At 35.9% G+C, this 22,049-nt stretch carries 21 protein-coding genes and 2 pseudogenes; 13 read left to right on the top strand and 10 right to left on the bottom strand.

Annotated elements, in window-relative coordinates; translation table 11 throughout:
- The first annotated feature begins 201 nt into the window (after nucleotides 1-201).
- Nucleotides 202-1,367, top strand: a protein-coding gene (locus FTU29_RS15990; protein WP_119285041.1) for an IS3 family transposase whose coding sequence is annotated in 2 segments (ribosomal slippage) — nucleotides 202-460 and nucleotides 460-1,367 — 1,167 coding nt in all. Because the reading frame shifts where the segments join, the coding sequence is not laid out codon by codon here.
- Between the two features lie 234 nt (nucleotides 1,368-1,601).
- Nucleotides 1,602-2,060 (top strand): DUF523 domain-containing protein, encoded by a 459-nt coding sequence (locus tag FTU29_RS15985; RefSeq protein ID WP_077170035.1) that lies wholly within the window; start codon nucleotides 1,602-1,604, stop codon nucleotides 2,058-2,060.
- Nucleotides 2,061-2,186: 126 nt separating this feature from the next.
- On the opposite strand, the gene FTU29_RS15980 is transcribed toward FTU29_RS15985, so the two are convergent.
- Nucleotides 2,187-2,975, bottom strand: a complete 789-nt coding sequence (locus tag FTU29_RS15980; RefSeq protein WP_038350081.1) for an aminoglycoside adenylyltransferase domain-containing protein — start codon at nucleotides 2,973-2,975, stop codon at nucleotides 2,187-2,189.
- Nucleotides 2,976-3,252: 277 nt separating this feature from the next.
- On the opposite strand from FTU29_RS15980, the gene FTU29_RS15975 reads away from it, so the two are divergent.
- Nucleotides 3,253-4,397, top strand: a protein-coding gene (locus FTU29_RS15975; RefSeq protein ID WP_099046175.1) for an IS3-like element ISAba14 family transposase whose coding sequence is annotated in 2 segments (ribosomal slippage) — nucleotides 3,253-3,517 and nucleotides 3,517-4,397 — 1,146 coding nt in all. Because the reading frame shifts where the segments join, the coding sequence is not laid out codon by codon here.
- 172 nt (nucleotides 4,398-4,569) lie between these two features.
- Here FTU29_RS15975 and FTU29_RS15970 read toward each other — a convergent pair.
- A complete protein-coding gene (locus tag FTU29_RS15970) occupies nucleotides 4,570-4,791 on the bottom strand; it encodes a helix-turn-helix transcriptional regulator (protein ID WP_004658364.1) in 222 nt (73 codons plus the stop codon).
- 194 nt (nucleotides 4,792-4,985) lie between these two features.
- Between FTU29_RS15970 and FTU29_RS15965 the strand changes: the two genes are divergently transcribed.
- Complete coding sequence (locus tag FTU29_RS15965; protein ID WP_004658363.1) at nucleotides 4,986-5,237, top strand: hypothetical protein; 252 nt, start codon at nucleotides 4,986-4,988, stop codon at nucleotides 5,235-5,237.
- 252 nt (nucleotides 5,238-5,489) lie between these two features.
- Here FTU29_RS15965 and FTU29_RS15960 read toward each other — a convergent pair.
- Nucleotides 5,490-5,633, bottom strand: a pseudogene (locus FTU29_RS15960) (antitoxin HicB); the annotation flags it as partial.
- Between FTU29_RS15960 and FTU29_RS15955 the strand changes: the two are divergent.
- Nucleotides 5,633-5,857, top strand: a pseudogene (locus FTU29_RS15955) (efflux RND transporter permease subunit); the annotation flags it as partial. The pseudogenes FTU29_RS15960 and FTU29_RS15955 overlap by 1 nt on opposite strands.
- 84 nt (nucleotides 5,858-5,941) lie before the next feature.
- Here FTU29_RS15955 and FTU29_RS15950 read toward each other — a convergent pair.
- The gene (locus tag FTU29_RS15950) at nucleotides 5,942-6,829 is read right to left on the bottom strand and encodes a cation diffusion facilitator family transporter (protein ID WP_127800877.1); all 888 of its coding nucleotides are present in this window, start codon (nucleotides 6,827-6,829) and stop codon (nucleotides 5,942-5,944) included.
- On the bottom strand, nucleotides 6,816-7,220 hold the full coding sequence (locus tag FTU29_RS15945; RefSeq protein ID WP_163146585.1) for a hypothetical protein: 405 nt from the start codon (nucleotides 7,218-7,220) through the stop codon (nucleotides 6,816-6,818). Before FTU29_RS15945 ends, FTU29_RS15950 begins: the two co-directional genes overlap by 14 nt.
- A gap of 79 nt (nucleotides 7,221-7,299) precedes the next feature.
- On the opposite strand from FTU29_RS15945, the gene FTU29_RS15940 reads away from it, so the two are divergent.
- On the top strand, nucleotides 7,300-7,713 hold the full coding sequence (locus FTU29_RS15940) for a Cd(II)/Pb(II)-responsive transcriptional regulator (protein ID WP_005245163.1): 414 nt from the start codon (nucleotides 7,300-7,302) through the stop codon (nucleotides 7,711-7,713).
- Nucleotides 7,714-7,754: 41 nt separating this feature from the next.
- On the opposite strand, the gene FTU29_RS15935 is transcribed toward FTU29_RS15940, so the two are convergent.
- Complete coding sequence (locus FTU29_RS15935; protein ID WP_005245164.1) at nucleotides 7,755-8,954, bottom strand: integrase arm-type DNA-binding domain-containing protein; 1,200 nt, start codon at nucleotides 8,952-8,954, stop codon at nucleotides 7,755-7,757.
- Nucleotides 8,955-9,596: 642 nt separating this feature from the next.
- Between FTU29_RS15935 and FTU29_RS15930 the strand changes: the two genes are divergently transcribed.
- Together FTU29_RS15930 and FTU29_RS15925 are read left to right on the top strand one after the other, a co-directional pair.
- Complete coding sequence (locus FTU29_RS15930; RefSeq protein ID WP_180027309.1) at nucleotides 9,597-10,979, top strand: IS200/IS605 family accessory protein TnpB-related protein; 1,383 nt, start codon at nucleotides 9,597-9,599, stop codon at nucleotides 10,977-10,979.
- 30 nt (nucleotides 10,980-11,009) lie between these two features.
- A complete protein-coding gene (locus tag FTU29_RS15925; protein ID WP_000550047.1) occupies nucleotides 11,010-11,228 on the top strand; it encodes a hypothetical protein in 219 nt (72 codons plus the stop codon).
- 144 nt (nucleotides 11,229-11,372) lie between these two features.
- On the opposite strand, the gene FTU29_RS17705 is transcribed toward FTU29_RS15925, so the two are convergent.
- Genes FTU29_RS17705 through FTU29_RS15910 form a run of 4 tightly spaced genes read right to left on the bottom strand, consistent with a single transcriptional unit; the run spans nucleotide 11,373 to nucleotide 17,521 of the window.
- The gene (locus FTU29_RS17705) at nucleotides 11,373-11,480 is read right to left on the bottom strand and encodes a hypothetical protein (protein ID WP_372551473.1); all 108 of its coding nucleotides are present in this window, start codon (nucleotides 11,478-11,480) and stop codon (nucleotides 11,373-11,375) included.
- Between the two features lie 60 nt (nucleotides 11,481-11,540).
- The gene (locus tag FTU29_RS15920) at nucleotides 11,541-14,741 is read right to left on the bottom strand and encodes a site-specific integrase (RefSeq protein ID WP_127800785.1); all 3,201 of its coding nucleotides are present in this window, start codon (nucleotides 14,739-14,741) and stop codon (nucleotides 11,541-11,543) included.
- A gap of 4 nt (nucleotides 14,742-14,745) precedes the next feature.
- The gene (locus FTU29_RS15915; RefSeq protein ID WP_127800787.1) at nucleotides 14,746-17,085 is read right to left on the bottom strand and encodes a hypothetical protein; all 2,340 of its coding nucleotides are present in this window, start codon (nucleotides 17,083-17,085) and stop codon (nucleotides 14,746-14,748) included.
- Complete coding sequence (locus tag FTU29_RS15910; RefSeq protein WP_002046161.1) at nucleotides 17,072-17,521, bottom strand: hypothetical protein; 450 nt, start codon at nucleotides 17,519-17,521, stop codon at nucleotides 17,072-17,074. Before FTU29_RS15910 ends, FTU29_RS15915 begins: the two co-directional genes overlap by 14 nt.
- Before the next feature lie 317 nt (nucleotides 17,522-17,838).
- Here FTU29_RS15910 and FTU29_RS15905 point away from each other — a divergent pair, with 317 nt between their 5' ends.
- The 5 genes from FTU29_RS15905 to FTU29_RS15885 all read left to right on the top strand — a co-directional run bounded on the left by FTU29_RS15905 (nucleotide 17,839) and on the right by FTU29_RS15885 (nucleotide 21,713).
- Nucleotides 17,839-18,006: a YhfG family protein gene (locus tag FTU29_RS15905; protein ID WP_000946583.1), complete on the top strand. Its 168-nt coding sequence runs from the start codon at nucleotides 17,839-17,841 to the stop codon at nucleotides 18,004-18,006.
- A 12-nt stretch (nucleotides 18,007-18,018) separates the two neighbouring features.
- Nucleotides 18,019-18,615, top strand: coding sequence for a putative adenosine monophosphate-protein transferase Fic (locus FTU29_RS15900; protein WP_179990952.1), 597 nt, complete (start codon nucleotides 18,019-18,021; stop codon nucleotides 18,613-18,615).
- Between the two features lie 349 nt (nucleotides 18,616-18,964).
- Nucleotides 18,965-19,222 carry a hypothetical protein gene (locus FTU29_RS15895; RefSeq protein ID WP_004726728.1) on the top strand — a complete coding sequence of 86 codons (258 nt, stop codon included), beginning with the start codon at nucleotides 18,965-18,967 and terminating at the stop codon, nucleotides 19,220-19,222.
- Between the two features lie 920 nt (nucleotides 19,223-20,142).
- On the top strand, nucleotides 20,143-20,448 hold the full coding sequence (locus FTU29_RS15890; protein ID WP_000366814.1) for a helix-turn-helix domain-containing protein: 306 nt from the start codon (nucleotides 20,143-20,145) through the stop codon (nucleotides 20,446-20,448).
- Nucleotides 20,448-21,713 (top strand): type II toxin-antitoxin system HipA family toxin, encoded by a 1,266-nt coding sequence (locus tag FTU29_RS15885; protein WP_000934717.1) that lies wholly within the window; start codon nucleotides 20,448-20,450, stop codon nucleotides 21,711-21,713. The genes FTU29_RS15890 and FTU29_RS15885 overlap by 1 nt, the downstream gene beginning before the upstream one ends.
- The last annotated feature ends 336 nt before the right edge of the window (nucleotides 21,714-22,049 follow it).

Raw genomic sequence — 22,049 nt, 5'->3', positions numbered from 1 at the left:
ATGAGGCATGTTCCGCGTCCTTGCAATACTGTGTTTACATACAGTCTATCGCTTAGCGGAAAGTTCTTTTACCCTCAGCCGAAATGCCTGCCGTTGCTAGACATTGCCAGCCAGTGCCCGTCACTCCCACTCTATTGATGTGTGCTTAAAAAACAGGAGGGTTTAACTTGGTAAACTATACATACTCATTAGGAGTTTACCATGAGCAAGAAACAGAAGACTTACACCGCAGAATTTAAAGCTGAAGCCATAAAAGCCATTGAAGAGAACCAAGGTAATGTATCGGAATCCGCTAGACAACTTGGCATTTCAATGCAAACCCTTTCGAACTGGAATAACAAAGCAAAGGCTGGAACTTTAGCAGGCACAAAACAGTATTCGCCCGATCTAAACGCCTTACTCGAAGAAAATAAGAAGCTTAAACAACAGCTCAAAACAGCTGAAATGGAACGTGAATTTTTAAAAAAGGCAGCAGCGTACTTTGCCAAAGAAAGTCAGTGAGGTACGCCTATATGAAATCGCAAAGCCACTTATTTCCGATTATTTTAATGGCTCGATTACTTCGTGTATCCGTTTCTCGCTTTTATGATTGGCTAAAGCGAGGCATGAGTAAAAGATCAATTCAGCGAAATCAGCAGACAATTTTGGTCAAAATAGCCCATGAAGAAACCAAACAAAGCTATGGCTATGTTCGATTAACCAAGCATTTACAAGCGCAAGGTATCAAAATAAGTACGTATGCTGTGCGCCAAATAAAAAAATCAAATCAGTTGTATTGTAAGCGCCATAAGCGTTTCAAAAGAACCACGAACAGTGATCACAACCGTTCTATTTATGACAATTTACTCAAGCAACAGTTTTCAATGACGAAGCCTAATCTTGCGTGGTCGAGTGACATTACCTACATTTGGACGGCTGAGGGCTGGTTGTACTTGGCAGCTGTCAAAGATCTTTACACGAAACAGGTTGTTGGCTATAGCTTAAATGAGCGCATGACAGCCAAGCTTGTTTGTGATGCATTGAATATGGCTATTCGCAATCAGAAACCTGCTAAAGATCTCATTGTACATTCAGATAGAGGCAGCCAATATTGCAGTAATGAATATCGAAACTTACTTGAGAAATTTGATTTTCAGGGTTCAATGAGCAAAAAAGGCGACTGCTTTGATAATGCACCGATAGAGAGTTTCTGGGGCATACTCAAAAATGAACTAGTCCATCATCGCAACTACAAAACAAGGGAAGAAGCCAAAGCGGATATTACAAAATATATAGAGTTATTTTATAATCAGCGAAGAATTCAAAAAGGCTTGGATTTTAAGACACCAAATCAAATGGCAGAAGACTTTTATCGGTTAGCTGCCTAGAATCTCCCAAGTGAAAGTCTCCTGCTAATTCAGCACACATCACTGTTGATAAATTTTCTAAACAAAAAGGATCAAACTAATCTATAAGCTTTGTGGGTTAGAAAAAAAATAACTCACTTTGCATTGATCATATTTAAATTCTTGTTTTATCCATAGCACTAACCTATTAATTTTAAAAAATAATAGGTACTGGCTAAATAGCAAATCGATACATATCTTTTTCATAGAGGAAATATGATTTTAGTAAGTTCTTGTCTGGCTGGCTTAAAGGTACGTTATAACGGGACGCATAGCTTAAACGAAAAAATCGAAAAATTAGTCAAAGATGGAAAAGCTACTATGGTATGTCCAGAGATTCTTGGCGGTTTATCAACACCACGCGAACCTGCCGAGATTTCGGGAGGTAATGGCGATGATGTCTTAGATGGAAAAGCCTGTGTAATTGAAAAATCAGGAAAGGATGTGACTTCAATCTATATTGAAGGGGCATATAGAACTTTAAAAAAAGTTCAATTATTAAAAGCTACTCTGGTAGTGCTTAAAGAAAATAGCCCTTCATGTGGTAGTTCAATGATTTACGATGGTCAATTTAATGGGAATAAGATCTATGGCAATGGAGTTACCTCCGCTTTGCTTAAACGTCATAATATAAAAGTCATTTCAGAAGAAACTTTTTGGCAACTTTTACCCTAGTTCCTCCGCTTTTATTTAAAATCTTCATGCAACTCCAACCACGCCCCCCTTTGCAATATCAAGTCTCTTCGGTATTTAGAGATATAGTGAGGTAATAATCTAAGAAGCATATCCATTACTTCCACATCAGTTAAAAAGTAGTGGTTCAATTTTATGCTGTAATTCTTTAACAATTTTAGCAAGCTGATCATGTAAAACTAACCAACATTGCTCATGACCTTGCCCAATATATTCATCTATTATGAGTTGCAAAATGTCTTGATCTATCTGACTTAAGAATTCTAAAAACCATGTCGCAGCAACATCCTTGGCAACTATTGTTTTATGATCTAATGTATAAGCTATACGGCATAGCGCTAAAATTTGATTACATTCATCCTGATCGTCTTTCCAATGAGCAATAATTTGTGGATAAGTTTTTTGCATGGCAAATATTAATTGTTCATAGCTAATTGGATTTAACCAATCGCAAATATCAGGTCCAAAGATAGTAATGTTATGTAATTGGGCAGTTTTAAGTAAAATACTAATATCTGGATCAGATTGACTATAAAGTAATTCACCTTTGAGTAATTCTTCTCTCAACCACTCGCCATATTGTAGCTGATATGTATATGGATGATTTTTATTGGTAATACTCCCTTTTTCTAATATCGTAATTTCTAAGGCACGCGCTGTAGCATGACCAATCGGAACAGATATATTTAGAAAATTCTGCGCTAATTGTTTTCTTTCCTGATCGGTAATTTCACGTTCAATAATAACTAAAATATCAAGATCACTTTTATGTTTTAAACCACCATCAACATACGAACCATATAAATAAATAGCATAAAGCTTATCTTTAAAATTTTTTTGTAAAAGCTGTTTTACACTTTCAACTTGGCGACACTCTTCATCATTTAAGCTTTGCATATGATTTTTAATTTAAAAAAATAAGTAATGAATTCATAGAGCATTATACAGAATAAGTGTAAATAATTTAATCAATTAGTAAATAACATACTATTTTTACAATATATTTACTTTCAATATAGAGTTTAATACATAAAACTCTATCAATCAAAAAAAGCTTGAAACAACATCTGAATAGTAAGAGTCATTTCCTCCTCACTTAGAGATGGATCCGGAAATTTGAACAACTCCTATAAGTGATACTCTGCTCCTCAAATGATGTTATAAACATCAATATATGGAGTATTTTATGGCACGTAGACCAAGAAGAAATCATTCAAACGACTTTAAGGCTAAGGTAGCACTTGCTGCGATCAAAGCAGAAAAAACACTTGCTGAATTGAGTTCTGAGTTTGATGTTCATCAAAACCAAATTATTGACTGGAAAAATCAATTGATCTCAGCTTCCTCACAAGCTTTCGATCAATCAAAAGCTCCATCAGAACCTCCCATTGATCTTAAAAAGTTACATGCAAAAATCGGTGAGCAGGCATTAGAAATTGATTTTTTAGAAGGTGTGTTGAAGAAACTGGGCCGCTTCAACCACAAAAGTTAATCGATCACTCACTTCAGATTTCAGTATCTAAACAAGCTAAGTTACTGAAAGTCTCTCGTGGTTGTTATTATTATCGCCCAAAACCTGTTAGCTCATCAGATCTGAAGCTGATGCGATGTATTGATGAATTACATATGCAATATCCTTTTGCAGGCAGTCGTATGATGCGTGATTTGTTGAATCGTCAAGGGCATCATATAGGACGACGTCATACACGTACTTTAATGAAGAAAATGGGTATTCAGGCGTTATATTGCAAACCAAATTTAAGCCAGGCTAATCAAGCTCACCGTAAATATCCATATCTGCTCAAAGGATTGGCTATTCAGCGCAGTAATCAAGTGTGGTCTACGGATATAACGTATATCCCTATGGCAAAAGGCTTTGTTTATTTATGTGCTGTGATTGATTGGCATAGCCGCAAGGTACTTGCGCATAGGGTATCGATTAGTATGGAGGTGGATTTTTGTATTTCGGCTTTAAATGAAGCGATTGAAAAATATGGATCACCTGAAATATTGAATACAGACCAAGGCAGTCAGTTCACCAGTGATGCATTTATTGATGTATTGAAATCAAATGGCATTCAAATCAGTATGGATGGTAAAGGTCGATGGGTAGATAATGTGATGGTTGAACGATTATGGCGGAGCGTTAAATATGAAGAGGTGTATCTCAAAGCTTATAGCAGTGTCACAGATGCGAAAAAGCAATTGAGTGCATATTTTGAGTTTTATAATCTGAAACGACCTCATTCGAGTCTAGACAAAATGACACCAAATGAGTTTTACTATGATCAGCTACCCCAACAAAACAAGGTGGCTTAACTAGAGCGGAATATCACTTATAAATACGCTTTTAGTTGTTCAAACAAGTGGAACCACCTCTGTTTGTAATGATATTTTATAAAATTCAATATTAGATCTGCAGAGAAAAACTTATCAAACTAAGTATTGGCTAGTCTTTTTCTTCGAAAAACTTATCAAACGAAGTATTAAGTTAATCTTTTTCTTCAACTTCTTCCTTAAACTCAAACAAATCATTCATCGTACAGTTAAAGTACTTACACAACTTATCGGCGACTGGTAATTCAATACGTACAGCACGGTCATAATACATACTTGTGAGCGTGTTGCGATTGATACCTGTTGCATGCACCACTTCACTTAATTTTAAAATTTTTCTATCGCCCATGAGGCTAGATAACTTACAAGTAATCATATTTAAATTAATTTACAAAAAATAACTTGCTGTGGGTTATTTGAAGTTGTTGACTGAGTAATACTTTGCTAAAATTAACCTACAGCAGGTTATTACAACTTATAGAAAGTATATTTTATCCATTTCAACTAAATTATAACTTTTTAAATATAAGGATTGAACCTGCATTAGATTATTTTGTGGAGATGACCGCCGTGTTACCAAATGAGTTATTGATCAGCCAGCAAGCTCGTGACTTAGGAAATCAATTAATTAAAGAAATGAACATCAATAGAAGTTATGGAATGGCTAATTTTCTTGGAGTAAATACTTGCTATGATAATCATCAGGCTGTACTTATTTGGACATTTCAACTGCTTGAAAGGGAACCTGCCTTAAATGAATTAGCAGAAATTAAAAAATATTTTCTTTTAATCTTTCCAGATAGTGTTTATCAATTAGCCTAAGTTGTTTTTAAAATTAATTTATTAAATAAAAAGCACTAAATCAAAGAAAGCTTTATTTAAAAATACCTATTAATTCAAAAACATACCATTTACTGAATATATGAAGCATAGGTTCCTGCTCTATCACTCACTCGTACTAAAATTACATCGCTCTTTTTACTGATACTAAACAATTTATGTCCACGCCACGTTCTGCGGCTTCGAGGGCTAGTTTTTGTTGAACCACTGAGAACAAGGACAACAAACTGCCTACTATATTTTCCCGGAGAGTGGTGTAGGAACTTTTTCATTATTGCTAATCATATCAGCGACAACATCAGCAACGAGCTCCTCTATTCCTGAGAATGCTTTAGACTGATCCGCATCAAGCCAAGACAATGATGGAAACTCAGCACATCATTCGTTTAAGACCTATTTTAATGACGGCACTGGTCGCAAGTTTAGGTTTTATTCCAATGGCGTTAAACACTGGAATTGGTGCAGAAGTACAACGACCACTAGCAACAGTTGTTATCGGCGGTATTGTATCTTCTACAATTTTAACTTTGTTTGTATTGCCTATTTTATATCAATGGGCGCATGGCTCTGAGAGTAGCAAACAGCAATCCGACGAAATTTAAAATCAAAAAAAGCAGCTTAATTACTAGGTTATGCCTAATTAAGCTGCTTTTAATATTGTATGCCCAACATTTTATTGATAAAGCTTACTGCGCTTCATCCCGACAATTTTCATTTAAAAACTCAAACTCTATCGTTGTATGCGATAAATGATAGGAAGATAATTTAGCTGCAACTTCTTGTTTAAGCCTAATTAATTCTTTAACGTCAAAGTTGTCACTCAGCTCAAGGTGCGCTGTTAAAACGTGACTTTCACCATCTAGTGACCAAAAGTGCATGTGGTGGATACCATTAACTTCAGGAAATTCCATTAGTGATAGTTTAATACGCTTTTGAGTCTCTTTATCGGGTGCAGCTTGAAGAAATAAAACGAGTGTTGATTTCAGGTTTTTGAAAACATTAAACAAGATGAACAGCGTGAACCCTATTGATAAAAGGGGATCTAATATCGGCAGTTCAGCGAACAACAGTACGATAGAGACTATAAGAACGGCAACCCATCCAAGTACATCTTCAAGAAGGTGCCATGTCAGCACTTTCTCATTTAATGTTTCACCCGCTTTTAATTTTAATACAGCATATCCGTTAACGGCAACGCCGAGTATCGCTAGCCCTAACATCCCCTCGACTACAGGCATTTCAGGATTGGACAGCTTTGGAATTGCTTCAAATAAAATCCAAATTGAGCCAATGATTAAAACAATACTGTTTATCAATGCGCCAAAGAGAGTAAGTCTACGATAACCATAACTAAACTTATCTGATGCTTCTTTATCTGAAAAACGACTTAAAATCCACGCAAAACCTATTGAAAGACTATCACCAAGATCGTGAACTGCATCTGCCATTATCGCCGTACTGTTAGTGAGCCAACCACCTATAAATTCGATAATAGTGAATGTCACATTAAGGAAAAATGCCCAACCAATACGGTCATCTTTACCATGTTGATGACTATGATTATGGTTGTGCATTTTGTACCTCTAGTACTTTTCTATTTCTTAGTTTTGATACATTCATATTAATCAAGTGACGTATCAAGCGTTGATATATCCAGCGTTTGAACCCCGACAAGTTAGTCCCTTTTTCGAGATAGAACTCATCAGGGGAATCATAAAGCCCAAAGTCATCATGAATACCTTCTTTTTGAATATAGGTATTTTCTCCACGCCAATCTGTATCTGGTGATGAAAAGCACTTTGTTGCAACACCATAACCACAAAAATCATCTTTTACAAACTGATAAGCGGCACCAATTTTGTTGAAGTTATCCAAGTTTTTCCACCTACGTTGATCGATCAAGGATTGGATATCTTTGTGTTCAAAATTAACGATATTCGTATTGTTTAAATATTTCTCAGTCATTTTTTATATATCCTTTTCGTTGCATACTTATACTATAGACTCTATAGTAACTATAGAGTCAAATGTCTGGGGGAAATTGATGAAAATAGGCGAATTGTCAAAAAAATCGGGCTGTTCAATACAAACGATTAGATATTATGAAAGAGAAGGATTACTGTTAAATCCAAATCGTTCAGAAGGTAATTTCAGGCTGTATGATAGCAAAGCACTTAAACAATTGGAATTCGTAAAGCATTGTCGCAGCCTAGATATATCACTCAATGATATTAAACGTCTTATCGAATTAAAAAATAAGCCAGAAGAAAGCTGCTCTAGCGTTAATGCATTAATTGATCAGCAACTTGCACTAGTGAATAAACGCATGAAAGAATTAAGGGCGCTTAAAGCTGAATTACAACAAATGGCTAGTGCTTGTGGTTCGAACAACCCAACATACTCATTATATTCTGCTGACCATGTAACACGGCAAGTATATTGTTTACTATCCATTTGAAACCCCATAATGTTTTAAGTCTATGTATAAAAGTACGATTTTCACTTAGCAGTACTTAAATAATCACCCCACCACTGCATCATTTCAGTCCGCTGGGCTAAATAGTCAGCGTGATTATAGCTGGCACGGGTACGGTTCTTATCAATATGTGAAAGTTGTGCCTCAATCCAGTTATCCTGGAACAAACCTGAGTCATTCAAAATGGTACTAAAAGTGGAACGTAGTCCATGAGAGGATAATTGATGTTTTCCATAGCCCATCTTACGTATAGCCATATTTAATGTATTAAAATGAATCGGTTGATTATGTTTCCGTGGGCTAGCAAAAATGTACTTTTCACCGTATGACCATTGCATGACGTCTTTTAAAATATCTAAAGCCTGATCTGAAAGTGGAACTAAGAAGTCGGGAATCTCATGGCCTAATATGACTTTTCGTCGAAACTGTTTAATATGCAAGGCAGGTATTTTCCAGACTTTTTCATTTAAATCAAAATGATGAGGCTCAGCCAATAACAATTCAGCCCCTCGCACGCCAGTATGTAATTTGAACAGCAGTGCTTTTTTAATAATCGGATGGGCATCCAATTTTTGTAATTTATACTTAAAATCAGATATATCCTCCGCTTTCAAATACGGATAATTTTTCTTGATTTTACTGTTAATGGCGATTTTATTTAAACCATGCGCGATGTTGAATTCACAATAACCCATCGCTACAGCGTAGTCATAAATTTGGTTCAAATAACTACAAGCTTTCTTGACAGGTTCTTTTACTTGGCGTCCCTCTATTTTTTTGATTACTGAAACCAGGTCATAACGCTTGATGTTTTGAAAAGGTAGATCCTGAAGGTCTGGATAAATATCTTGCTGTAAGCATCTTTCTGCTAACTGTAGTACACCACAGCGGGGTAGATCGTTGAAGGCATTTTTCAGTTTGAACTGTAACCACTCCTCCCCGACCTTACCAAAGGTGATGACATTAGAGGCAGTATCTTGTTCAAAACAGAAATCATTGTCTTTAAAGTCATCTCTGACTTGTCGTGCCTTTTTCAGCGATAAATCAGGATAACGACCTAACTGAATGCGTCGACGTTTTTTAGTTTGTGGATCTGTATAGCGATAGCACCAAGATTTTCTTCCACTCGGCTCAATCTTCAGGCTAAGCCCATCTTCATCGGATAAAAAACTGGTTTTTTCCTTACAATGAGCTTGGCGAACTTTAATTTCAGTAAGACTCATGGAATTTAAATGAAACCTAACAATGGGTTGATTGGATCAATTATATCAAAATAGAACGCTTTATGTATGATGCGTACACTACGCATCATATATATTTGTAATATATTGTTTTATATATTTAATATTTTAAGTATTTGTATTTTAGTAACCATTATAAGTACCACCTCTTCTTTAAGTTCCCAACAACTCACTTTTTCTGTCATCAATGTTAAATAAGTCTTGTGCTTTAAATTCTTAGATGACCTCCTCTACCCTTTATTATCATTTTTATAAAAGTAACTATATGTACTCATTAAAATTTGTAGAGCTCAAAAACAAAAAAGACCGCTATATAGCAGTCTTTTAACTTAATTAAATAATAATTAATTCATTTTCATCATAAGTGCATAAGCATCACGTTTGTTTTGACGCAATGATTCTATCTCGGACTTCGTCAGCTGTTTTACGAGAGTAATTAACTATAACTAAAAATATAGACAAATATTTGCATAAGTTCTCATTTTGTCTATGTCGATTCAGTAGTGGCAAGGTGGGTATTTATTAGAGATTTAAATGATTATCTTTTGTATTTTAGGTGAGTGTCTTGGTATATTAGCATCCATATCTATTGATTATCCAATCCCTTAACCTAGGCATGACTTTGTGAAATTAACACGCATCCACCATTGTAAAAACTTGAATGTGCAAAAGTACAAACAGCTTGAGAAACAAGCTGTTTTACTTGGTCGTATTCGTAGCGAGGTGTGGGCTAAATATGGTGCTATTTCAGGTTTGAATATCAGTGACAGAGCTATTCGTGATGCGTGGATGAAAGAAAGTCGTGACTTTGGTGTTTCTGCAAATGCGTGGAAAGAAACGCTACGTGATTGCATAGGTGATATTAAAGCCTATCGAGAAGCATCAAAAGACAAAGTAAAGCAGGCGATCCGAAAACGCACCTCCTGTAATAATGAACAAAAAAGACTATACACCTTGCTTAAAAAAGATGAATGGATGACTGATAATTTCCTCCATCGTCAAATGCGTAATCACTTTAAGCATGGTGTTAATCACACACATAATCAAATTATTGTTCGTGCGGATATGTGTAAAACCTTTGAGTTAAATGGTCAATGTTGGCTTAAAGTACCAAGCCTAATCCCTCGACAAACCATTAAAATCCCATTAAATACGACTGTTGATTTTGCGCCACAAGGCACACTTAGAATCATTCTAAAAAACGGTAATGTTGAAGTTCACTCAACTTATGATGCAGTTGAAACACAGGATTGTGGTCAGGAAACCGTAGGTGTTGATAAAGGGTACTCAGAAGCTTTTGTGGACTCTGATGGCGATGTATATGGGAGTGGTCTAGGCAAGCTGATCTCAAGTGAATCAGATTATTTAAATCAAAAGTACAAGCACAGAAACAAGCTCAGAGCGATTGCTAAAGCTAAACCACACAAGAAACAGAAAATTGAGTTAAATAATCTAGGTCGAAAAAAACTAGATAAGCGACAAGATACTCAAAAAGCAAAGCTCAAAACATTAATATTTACAGCAACTCACAAGTTGGTTGATAAAGCCAAAGTGATTGTTGCGGAAGATTTAACATCCCCAATTCAAAGTAAACGCAACTATGGCAAAAACACCAATAGACGCTTAAATACATGGGCTAAAGGTTTGTTAGCTAATGCCCTAACTTCTATATCTCACCGTAGAGGTTCTACGGTGCATCTAGTCAATTCTGCATATACTTCGCAAAGTGATTCTTTCTTGCATGGCCTTTTAATAGGTACACGTAAGGGAGATCGTTTTCACCGTTTCAATGGGGAAGTTGTGCAAGCTGATTGGAATGCTGCGAGAAACGTGCTTGCAAGATTAAACGACAATGAGATAAGTCGTTATACGCCTTACAAAACTGTAAAGCGTATATTTCAAGAACGGACTGACCGCTACAAGTCGGAACTGACCGACTCAGGCTCTAGTTACACGCTTGGCAACAAGACATTAACAGAGTGCGAATTAGTCCTTGAGTATGTTTGAATACATTTTAAGGAACAGTAGGATAAAAACATGCACTTATTTAAATTAACTGACGAACAACTCGCACAAATTCTTATCCCGAAACGATTTGTACCACCTACTCCACCTGAACATGAAGGCAAGAATATGGTCTATGTATTTGATAGTGAGGATAAGTTTGAACTGACTTATGATGAGCTGGTGGAAATCATTAGCAAAGCTAGAATGGCTGGTCCGAAGTTGATACCTGTCTTAGGCACCGTGAATTAAATTGTGCAGTGTTCGCACGCCACTTGAAACATAACTTGATTGGAAATGAATTTGGGCTGAGAAAAATTCAGTTCAAATTTAACCTGACGGGCACACTAAAAAATGGGTAATTGTCAGATCGAGTTTGGACTACAACACTTTAGCTCATCGATTTACCATACCGCTAATCTTCACACCATTTTCGTAAATCCAGCGATCAAACTGTGATACTACATTCCGCTTATTAATCCAAGTCAGCATGGTGCTTTTCATAAAGGCAGTTTACTTATAAACAGGGAAATTTCTAAACAATTCCCCTTTAACATGCTTAGGCTATTTGATCCAGAGTTCATCTTTTTGCATCATTTTTAACATTAAATTAAATATAACCAGCGGAGTAACATTTTTTTTGTTAGAGCCGACAACTCTTTGAAAACTAAATTTAACGGTTCGCTCAGGAGCATCCAAATTAACTGGGTAGTTTTGTTTTTCTAAATACAGATGATCTCCTAACATTGGCTCTATACCAGTAATAAAATTAACAATTTGTTGCTCATCACCTTTCATTCGGCATTGAAAATGTAGAAAATTCTTACGCAGTTTTCCAAATAATAATAATATTTTAAGCGCCTTAACCATGTTCTTTTCTTTCAGTGCATCTTGCTGCCTATCATCTTTATAATGAAAATCAAGGAGAGGAATTATTTCATCTGGACGAGTCAGTTTTTTAGCCTTTTCGTAAAGTTCATCAAACCAACTCTCTTCTAAATTCTTACTATAAACATAATTCGTTTTTAAATTAAATTTTTGGCGATCCATCCATTTAGTGCTCATCCATTGACATCGTTGCATCCATTCTTGAGCTTGGGTATCTTCGCTTAATCGACCTTCTCTAAAACTTATCAAACGTTGAAAAGGTGTCAGAGTACTCTTCTCTATACTAAACTTCTTTTCTTGTCGGCCAGCCATCGTAACTGGCTGTGTTTGCTGATAAGAATTAAACCATTTCTGCTGCTGAGTATAACGATTTAGGTTTATGTAGTCTGTACTTGACTTCACTGGACTAAAACACTGTTCTAATACTTTTTTTGAAATGATACACGGCGAATTATAAATTCGATCGACTGCTAATAAATCCAAAACATGAAGGTAATTTGAAGCCGTTTGCTCAATACTGCTATGCCCCATCCAAGAGGCGAGCACCTGCCATTTATGTTGAATAATCTCTTCTTGAGCACGTGCTTTCATACCAAACAATAAATCCCTCATCTTTTTTGCTTTTACCCAAGGACAATCTGTGTAGGTCTTGATCATTTCTTTTGAACCGAGCAAAGTTATTGCTAGATAGTTAGCAGCACTGTGGCGTAATGTATGAAAACTAAAGCCATGATGCATACCTAATATTTGACTAAACAAATCTACTGTAATTTTGCTGATACATTGATCAGTTAATACACGATGATTCACACTAAAAAGTAGATCATCCTGCTGATTAACCAAATATTGCTCATAACGATGTTGTATGTAACGTTGTACTACTAAAAACTCATGTTCTGACAATGCAATTTTCAATGGTATTTGACGATTCGCACTTCGCGTTTTCAGACGGCGATATGAATTGTCTTGGATATGAAGCGTGATATTATTAAAAACTGTATTTTCTTTTTCTTTATAAAGTAGCTCTGGGCAAATAATATCTTGTATTTTAAGACAACGAACTTCATTTAATCGAAGTCCAGTTCTATAACTTAGTAAATACATCAGCTTTAAACAACTCAGATGATCGACCCACTCTGATGCCGTTGGCTCTTGACTTAAATTTTCTAGTTTTTCCAATAATTTGCCAAATAGCAAAGGACTCACTAGCCGTGCATTGCAAATTTGTAAATGCTTAAAACTTGAATTCTGTAACACCAATACCCCTGGAGCATCATAATTCTCTATACAGAATTGATGAAAATCTTTTAGGCGACCAAAACGGTATTCTGCGCTTTGGTGCATCTTACGAGAGGTTTTTCCTTTCACCGAATCTCGTTGAACTGCTTTTTCATCACGTTCACTGCTGTATTTCAATAGCTGCCGATATAAATCCTCATAGTCATCTATGGATTGTTGCTTTAAATCTAATTTATTGAGCCAAATCTCAAATATAAATTCTTTGCCAAACGATCCTAAGTAGCTTTCAATAGTTGATAATTGAAGCCCTCGTTTTTTTAAATGCATTAACCAGTGAATTAAGCGTAGTTGAGCATCAATTAAAGACTTTTCCTCCGTATTAGCATCAACTATCTTCTCCTCTAACACCCTTCTAGTTTCTTGCCAAAAACGTAGCGTGCGTTCTTCTTTATTCCTCTTTTTATCTAAACGCTCAACTTTTTGACCTTTACGTTTCTTTTGACCAAACAACATCAACTCATACGGAATCGTTTGTAATTTGCTTTGAACAGTCGGAACTTCAGGAAGTAACTGCTCTTGTTCAAAATGAATAGGGCGATTATCTGGTTCTGTGACTTGATTGTAATCATTATTCCACAGCAATCTAAATTCGGATGGCCTTAAAGCAACAGTATTAATCTCTTGCTGAAGCACATTACTCAAAAATATATCTATGCTGAGGTTTGGATTAAATTCGAGTACCATTTGCACATCATTAAATGCACGAAATCCACGGCGTTTAATTTGATATTGCAGATCCCCAAGACTTTTTTTCCTGCCTATCTTACTCAAGCTTTCTAAAATACAATCTTCAACTGAATGTTGCAGACAAAATTCTTTCTGAGCAGCTTTCAACTTTTTTAAATATTGCAAAATGAACTGCGCATATGGGTTAAAAAAAACATGTTTCCATTGGTACAACTTTCCCTGTTCTACATCGTTGCCATATTGAGAGTTTTCAACACGATAATGTAGTAACAATGGATTAGTGATTTTTTTGTAGTCCGAATGGTATAACCGAAAACAATTCAGATCTGTACCAAGCTCAATGGCCTCCTGCAATTGCTTCTGAATAGCAATCAAATGCTGTTCATCTGCACAGCCTGAAATATATATAAAACTTAAGCATAAATTTCCCCATAAGTACTTTGGTTCATTCCAATATTCAAATGAATCTTGCCAATACTGCCTTAATTCCTTAAGTACATGGATATGTAGATGCCCCTGTTCTAACCGTGACTCTGTACTCTCAATTTTTCTAGGCAGTACGATCCGTTTAGTATGTGGATTTAGCTTAATTCTGTATGATTTTTTATCTACATTCTGGTTGAATTGCTTCCTTCTTTTATTAAATTCATCTTCAGTAAATTGCATCAGTTTTGATTGTTCGTCTCGGCTCAACTTTTGACTCAAACAATCAACACTATCTTTAATGTCATGCCATTTTTCAGCGATCTGCTGATCAAGTTTTTGCTGCATTTCTTTCGTCAATACTTCAGGTGGAGAAGGCTGTCTATCTAGCGACTTTTTCACCATTTTATGAATATCAACAAATAGATCATCTAGTTGTGGTTTTATTAGTTCTTTGATTTTTTGCATACAACTATTTTCGCTCTAAGTGTTTAATCGATAAAGATTTGACATTATCTTGCAATTGCTGGCGGGCTTGCTGTACATAGACATTCGGGATAAGTGAAGAATGCGGATGAAAAGCCTCTCGGTCACGTTGGTCATGACCATACAGGGCCTGAATTAAGTGAAAAGCTAATGCTGGTTTACCCTCTTGCTGCTCATGCATCAAAAAGTTCATGTCAAAATGACGTAACCAATTCGAATACATATTCTTTGGAAAGACTCCTTGCATATATGAATTCACCCATTTTCTCGATAAAGGGATTAACTTAATTTTCCTGCTCTGCCATTCTTTGACAGTTATCGGCAAGATATCTTTACTAAAAATGACCTTACCAAAAAGATCATTTACAGTTATCTTCTTCTTTGCAAAGACTTGTCTAAAAAATGAACCGTACGCTTCAATAATTTGTTCTAAAAAGGCAGTGTAATTTTGCAGTGTTTTTATGAAAAAATCAGATAAAGGGATAAAACGACCATCTTTTCTTGCTTTACTATTTTTTTTATCATTCACATATAAAAGCTTGAGCTCAACACAATAATCATCCAAATTCCCCAACAGGTTTTTTTTAGGCCGACTTGCCAAACTCAACAAACTGATATGCCACATCCAACACGCATATGCATTAAGTTGATTAATAATGTGCTTATCTTCTTGGATGTTTTCGTGACAATGTCTATGTAAAATATGGAATTGCTCTTTCACAAAATTGGGTTCAAGTGCCAGTTGGCTCCCTATCCTTCCTATAGATAATGCAGATTGCACTTTGAATTGTTGTTGCAATATTTTTAGTTCAGCCGTGTCTTCAGTAAAATGTGTGGAATGTGGTGTAAGTGCTTTTTCTAAAAAGGCTAGATATGTGCTACTGAGTTGAGTTTTCGGTAGCCCGCCATAATAGATACCAGGCATGTGATGCTGACTATCCCGCCCAGCAATTACATGAGCAAGATATTCATTATATGTTTCATAATATATATGAAAATATAATTGAGCCTGCAGTTTTTCTACAGTGATCGAACCTACAAACCGATTATCAAGCCAATTCTTAAGTTTCGTATTAATGTGTGTTGATGAAATTAGTGGATTCGATGCTTGTTCTATATAGTCAAACCAAGCAGAAGGTAAATGTAGTTGATGTGTCATCACTTCATTCCACCGCACATGATTTAAGCTCTTAATCTTCTGCTCTGTAATTTTAAGATTTAATTTGAGTAAATATTCGCGACGTCTACTTGAACCATTCTGGATCAAAATTCCATCTTGAATAAGCTCGTTAAAATCCATCAGTGCGACGGGTGATAATCCCGTCAAAAGTGACAATAAACATGCTGCAGCGATTGCAGCATCCCTCCAGTGCCCGGATAACTCGGTTCTCAACACATAAACAATTTGCTTCAGTATATCTGGCGCCAAATAATGTGGATTTGTAACAAAAGGAGCATGACGGCGCTGGCGATGCCGCATTAGATGCGTCGCATTATCGCTGAGTATATAATTTAAATTTTTAGACTTTTCATCTTCTGAATAAAACTCCATTTCAGGATCTAATAGATCAACTTCACCCTCTTCATCTTTGTGAAGAGCGGCATCATAAATACTAATCTTTGCGTTATGTCCAATATCTACTTGCTTACCCGTTTTAATTTCACGAAATTTTTTGAGTTCATTTTTCGTCGGCCATTGCAAAACTTTGCTTTTTTTTGACTTACGCTGACGATGAACTACACGACGATCATCTAGTCTTTTAAAAATTATTAATAGAGCCGATAAATACTCTATGACTTGTACTTGTTCGAAATCTTTAATATTAAAAAGTTGATTACGATCCTCTTTTTTCAAATTACGTTCGTACGTGACATAACAATTTAGCAGCTTACTACATTCATGAAATAATTCAGCATGATTAGAATCCAGCACATATCGTGAGACATAGCGTAATAGGTCACAAACATGTTTTTGCTTATTCTCAGCTTTATCAATTTTTGCAAATTCTTGATACTGCCGATATGTTAAAAAACTCGCTTGTAGAATCAAATAACGTTGCGATGACAGCTCTTGTGTATTACTAGAATCTGGACATGCAAAAAAACTCACAGCAGCTAAAAAAGAATACTTACCGATCTGTCTGGAGCCTGATATATAGCTATAAATTTGTTGTGCTAATTTGTATAGAGCGTAGACATCTTTATACAAATCATCTGATAGATCGACAAATTGTGTATTTACAATATCATCACGTAATAGACAATAATCTTGTTGATATTTTTCTGCTAAATCTAAGAATTGCTCTTGTGTTTCAATGTTTGGCATATTCATTTTCGCTTAATATTTTTATCACGTTGCATTGTTTAAATTCATTGTGATCAGAACGATTTGGTAAAAGTTGATCCTTTATTGAATTCTTTGTTAGCTTAAAAAATCTTGCAAAAAATTTAGCATCCAGTTCTTTCTGAGCTTTTCTTTCAAAGCACAAGTGTTGTTGTGATTTTTCGATAAAATCATCAAGATTATGTATCAACTGTAAGATTGCAACATAATTAGAATGCACACGTAAGCCTGGCTCCGTTTGCATCAATAGCAAGATTTTTTGCCAAATTTTCACATAGATTATTTTGAACTTTGCTTGTACTACTACTTTCTGACTCTGTTTAATCTTTTTGATTTTCAGTAGTTCTGAGTTAATTTTTACTATCTCAAGTTGAACATTTTTTCGGTCAAAGCAAAAGGGCATGATAAATTGCCCCATAAAAATTTCTATATTTTTTACCAAATAGTCAAATCTTAACATTTTTATCGATTTAAAAAATGAGCATATCTTTGTATATGAAACTTCATTTAATTTATCAACTAAATTTTCTCAAAATTACAATTCTCAACAAATACATACGGTTTGCTTATCTATGACGGTCTAAATTTTAAGAATTCTTCCACTTTTTTTTAGTTTTCTGTTATTACATGAAACAATACCGTTGTATTACATTTTAGAAATGCTGTGTATGCAGCATTGATCAAAAAGATTCTCTGCTATACTTACTTCACGTGTAGCATCAATGGAGTTTCGAAATGCTCAGAACCACTGAACAGAAAAGAAAATATATTCAAGCGACACGTTCGCAAAACTATCAAGCCAGCCTAAAGCTTGAAGGCATTACAACGACAGCTCAAACAACTCAACAAAGTAAAGCTGAAATCTTGCAAAAATATAAGAAGTATTCGCAACCCGAATCTTAGTCAGGTGCATGTATGGATAAATATGGGGAAATGGGTGACAGCCTGTATTGTTACCCTGGCACAAATATCCTAAAGAACAAACTCAATATTCGTGATGAACAAATTTTAGAACAAGCTGAACTAGAACTGTCTGGATTGGCAAGTAACTTAATTGAATATGCTGAACCACCTTACGACTTACAATACTTAAAATCAATTCATGCGCAGCTCTTTGGCGACTTATACGACTGGGCAGGAAAGTTAAGACAAATCGATATTTCCAAAGGTGACACCCGTTTTTGTAATTTTTCCCGTATTGAAATTGAAACCAATAAACTACTCAAACCGCTTCAAGAAAAAAAATACTTTCAAGGCTTAGCACCACAACAACTGATTCCTCAACTTGCCGACTTGTATTGTGAGCTTAATGTCATACACCCATTCCGTGAAGGTAATGGACGTACACAACGGATTTTCTTTGAGCATCTGATTGCTCATTGTGGTTATGGTATTGATTGGTCTCGCATTGACTCTCAACAACAATGGATTCAAGCCAATATTGAAGGTTTTTATGGTAATTTAAATCCATTAATTAAGATTTTTGAAATATGCTTTATTCAAAATACCTAAAATTTAAGTAGTCGAAGCCCACAATCCTTAATGAGCCATCATCTTTGCTTCAATCCACTGATTAATTTCCCAAATAAACCAACAATCACGATTCTTAGAAATCTTAATACTCTTCGGGTAATTTAGGATCGTAATATTCAGATTACTTATCCAGAATTGAATAGATCGTTAACTTAGATAGACTTTTAAGCAATGTAACTTGCCGCATGTTTATCAACATATGTCTCAAAAAAGTCTGCCCATACATAGATTTATGGTGTTTAGTGCTTAAATTTCAGATTAATCTTCGTCTGATGACCTGAATGGATGTTACAGATTACATGCAGGTGAATTACTCTGTGGCTGTATCATGGCTTTTGTGCAATCCAATCCATTTGATCCGAATGTTCTCTTTTGCAATAAAGCAGCCTCTTCTGCTTTTCCTGAACCAACGAACTATGTCATTGATTTGATTCAACCGACAACAGTGATGCTGAATCAAATCTCCAAAGAAGGGATTAAATGCAAGAAATGTGGTAAGAAAAAGATAGGGGATGGAAGTTATTATCCGTCTAATTGGAACCAGCCCATGAGTCGAGATCAGTTGAGTAAGAATCATTTTAAATGAATAAGAGAAGGATGGCTTACCTCACTTCTCCGAATAACAATGCTATGCTTTTCAACCAAGGTTATAAATTGGCAACTACATTTCATTCTTCTTCATGCTGGTCCTATAGCCTGTAGACAATTACTACATCATTTGCATTCAATGCTCAATACAGCCTGTCAGCAGAACCGCAGCGATACTTTTTTTCGTGCATACATGTAGTGTTTAAATCCATTCATTTTTCAATGATCCTCTGCCGTTTATCACATTTATGGTCGATCTTTAACCTTGTGAAAAATGCACATACCGATCCCTTCAAACTGTCAAATTTATGTATGCATGACATTTAAAGAAAATTATCTGATCAATTTTTTTAGGTAAAATTCATCAAGAAAAAAGTTATTATTATTCATAACATCACCAATAACCACATAAAAACAATAATTTAATAAATTATTCTTCCAATTTTTTTATATTTAGTGTTATTACCTCTAAATCCATGTTTACCACCTTCTATTACATAAGTAATTTAGAAGTATCCACGATATAAATTGCTTGCCCTCACACCTCTCCCCTCTCACGCCCAAAAAATTTATACTGAAAGGCAGATTAAGCCCGTTCGAGTTACATATAGCCGCATGCTATATTGAAAGCATTAAGAAAATATCCTCAATATTTATAGGATTTTTAAAGTATGAACTAATTTTCGAAGAACCCTTTCTAAGTAATGTGACCTATTAGGAAAAATGAAAATACTGAAATCTCCGTATCAACAATCAGTCAAAGTACATCCTGATGATTTTCTGTAACCGATACCCAAGGACTATACCTACCCTTCTGATGTGCTGTGCAACAAAGCCCTCCTTAGCCACACTATAGCTATAGATTAATTCCATTATTTTGTGATTTAATTAAATTATTCATTCTTAAGACCCAATTTAATGGATTTATATTTCACTAAACCAGAAGAAGTTGTGACTCTTTTAGGTGAGCGTTTACGTAAGCAACGACTCTTTCTGGAGATGTCTCAAGCTGAGGTAGCAGCACGCGCTGGTGTCGGCGTGAATACAGTTTCGAATCTTGAAGCGGGACGAAATGTATCTGTTGAAAATTTAGTCCGTATTGCAATGGTCTTGGGTCGATTAAACGAACTTCAGGAACTATTTAAACCTCAGCTTAACAGTGTGAATGACATTCTTCGCTATGAGAGTCAAAGTAAGCGCCACCGTATTAAGAGGAAGGGATAATGCTCAATAGACTTAATGTTTATTACAACGGTTGGGGCGAATCATGGTTATGGGGAACGCTGATTAGTTCAACAGCCACGACAGGTAGACCCACCATTGCTTTTGAATATAGTCCAGAAGCAATACAGCAAGGTGTTGAGCTCTCTTCTTACTTGCTGCCTTTAAAAGGTCTACCATTCAGACAAGGTTTTCCTACTCATCAAATGGGACTCCCAGGTCCAGTCTATGACGCTTTACCAGATGGTTGGGGCATGATGTTGATGGATCGATATTTCAAAAAAATTGGCTTAAATTCAGCACGAATTGGACCTTTGGAGCGTCTGACCTATATTAGTAGTCACGCAATGGGTGCCCTCTCCTTTGAACCTTGTGTTGCTGACATGCAAACCTCAGAAAATATCCCTTTACAACAACTGGCCCAGGAAGTTCAAGAAGTACTCAAAGGTGAAGGTGGTGAATTTCTACAGCATTTATTGGTCATGGGTGGCTCCCCTCAAGGTGCCAGACCAAAAGCGTTGGTTTACCGAGATCCTGTCAATTTAGAGTTTTCGACTCAAGATTCTGATCAACATGAAGCCTGGCTGATTAAGTTTCCTGCTCAGCAAGAGCATCCTGAAGTCTGCGCCATTGAAGCCGTCTATGCAGAATGTTTGCGACTTTGTGCAATTGAGACTCCAGATACCCATTTCTTTAATTTGCCCAATGGTTTAACGGCTTTTGCTTCTAAACGATTCGATCGTCAAAATGGTATGCGGATTCCAATGCAGAGTTTGGCTGCATATACAGGAGCAGACTATAAAGTTCCAGGTAGCCTAGACTATCGCAATTTTCTCCGGGCAACCTTGATGTGTACGCAAGATGTACGAGAAAGATTGCATGCTTTTAAACGTGCTGTGTTTAATGTGCTTTTCAATAATCGGGATGACCATACTAAGAACTTTTCATTTCTCATGGAGAAAAATGGTCAATGGAAATTGGCTCCAGCCTATGATGTGACCTTCTGCGAGGGTCCAGGTGGTTATCATCAAATGGACATTATGGGAGAAGCGCTCAATATTTCCCGAAATGACATACATAAACTCGGTACTTCAGAAGCTAATCTGACTACTCTAGAAGTCGATGAGATCATCTTGACCATGCGTGAAATTGCACTTCAATTTAGTCAAATTGCGCAGCGCCTGTATCCCCATCAAATTCGAGAATCTACCCTACAGATGATTCAATCACGGATTCAACAGAATATTGATTTTTTAACTGAAACCTAAGCGTAAATATAAACTAAGCGCCAACCATCAACTGCAAATAGACTTTGATATAGTTAGTCGCTACATAATCTGTAGAACCTGTGAATTAGCTCTCTTTATAATCACGAATATTAGATGGATCACCGCCAAGATATATTCTGCAAACGTGAAATCACTACATCCAGATCGAAAATCACTAAGAAAAAACTGTCACCAAAAAAAGGTCTGCACTATGGATAGATGCAGACCAAACTCTGGATAACTACCAGCACGAGAAATATGTCGCAATTTTGCATAGACATGAATTTGATAAAATCAGCCCAGAAAGCCAGAAATTCATAAAAACTATTTCATCAA

Origin of the sequence: Acinetobacter sp. YH12086, assembly GCF_013419345.1 — a bacterium.
GTDB lineage: Bacteria > Pseudomonadota > Gammaproteobacteria > Pseudomonadales > Moraxellaceae > Acinetobacter > Acinetobacter amyesii.
This window is presented reverse-complemented; position numbering and strand designations above follow the sequence as displayed.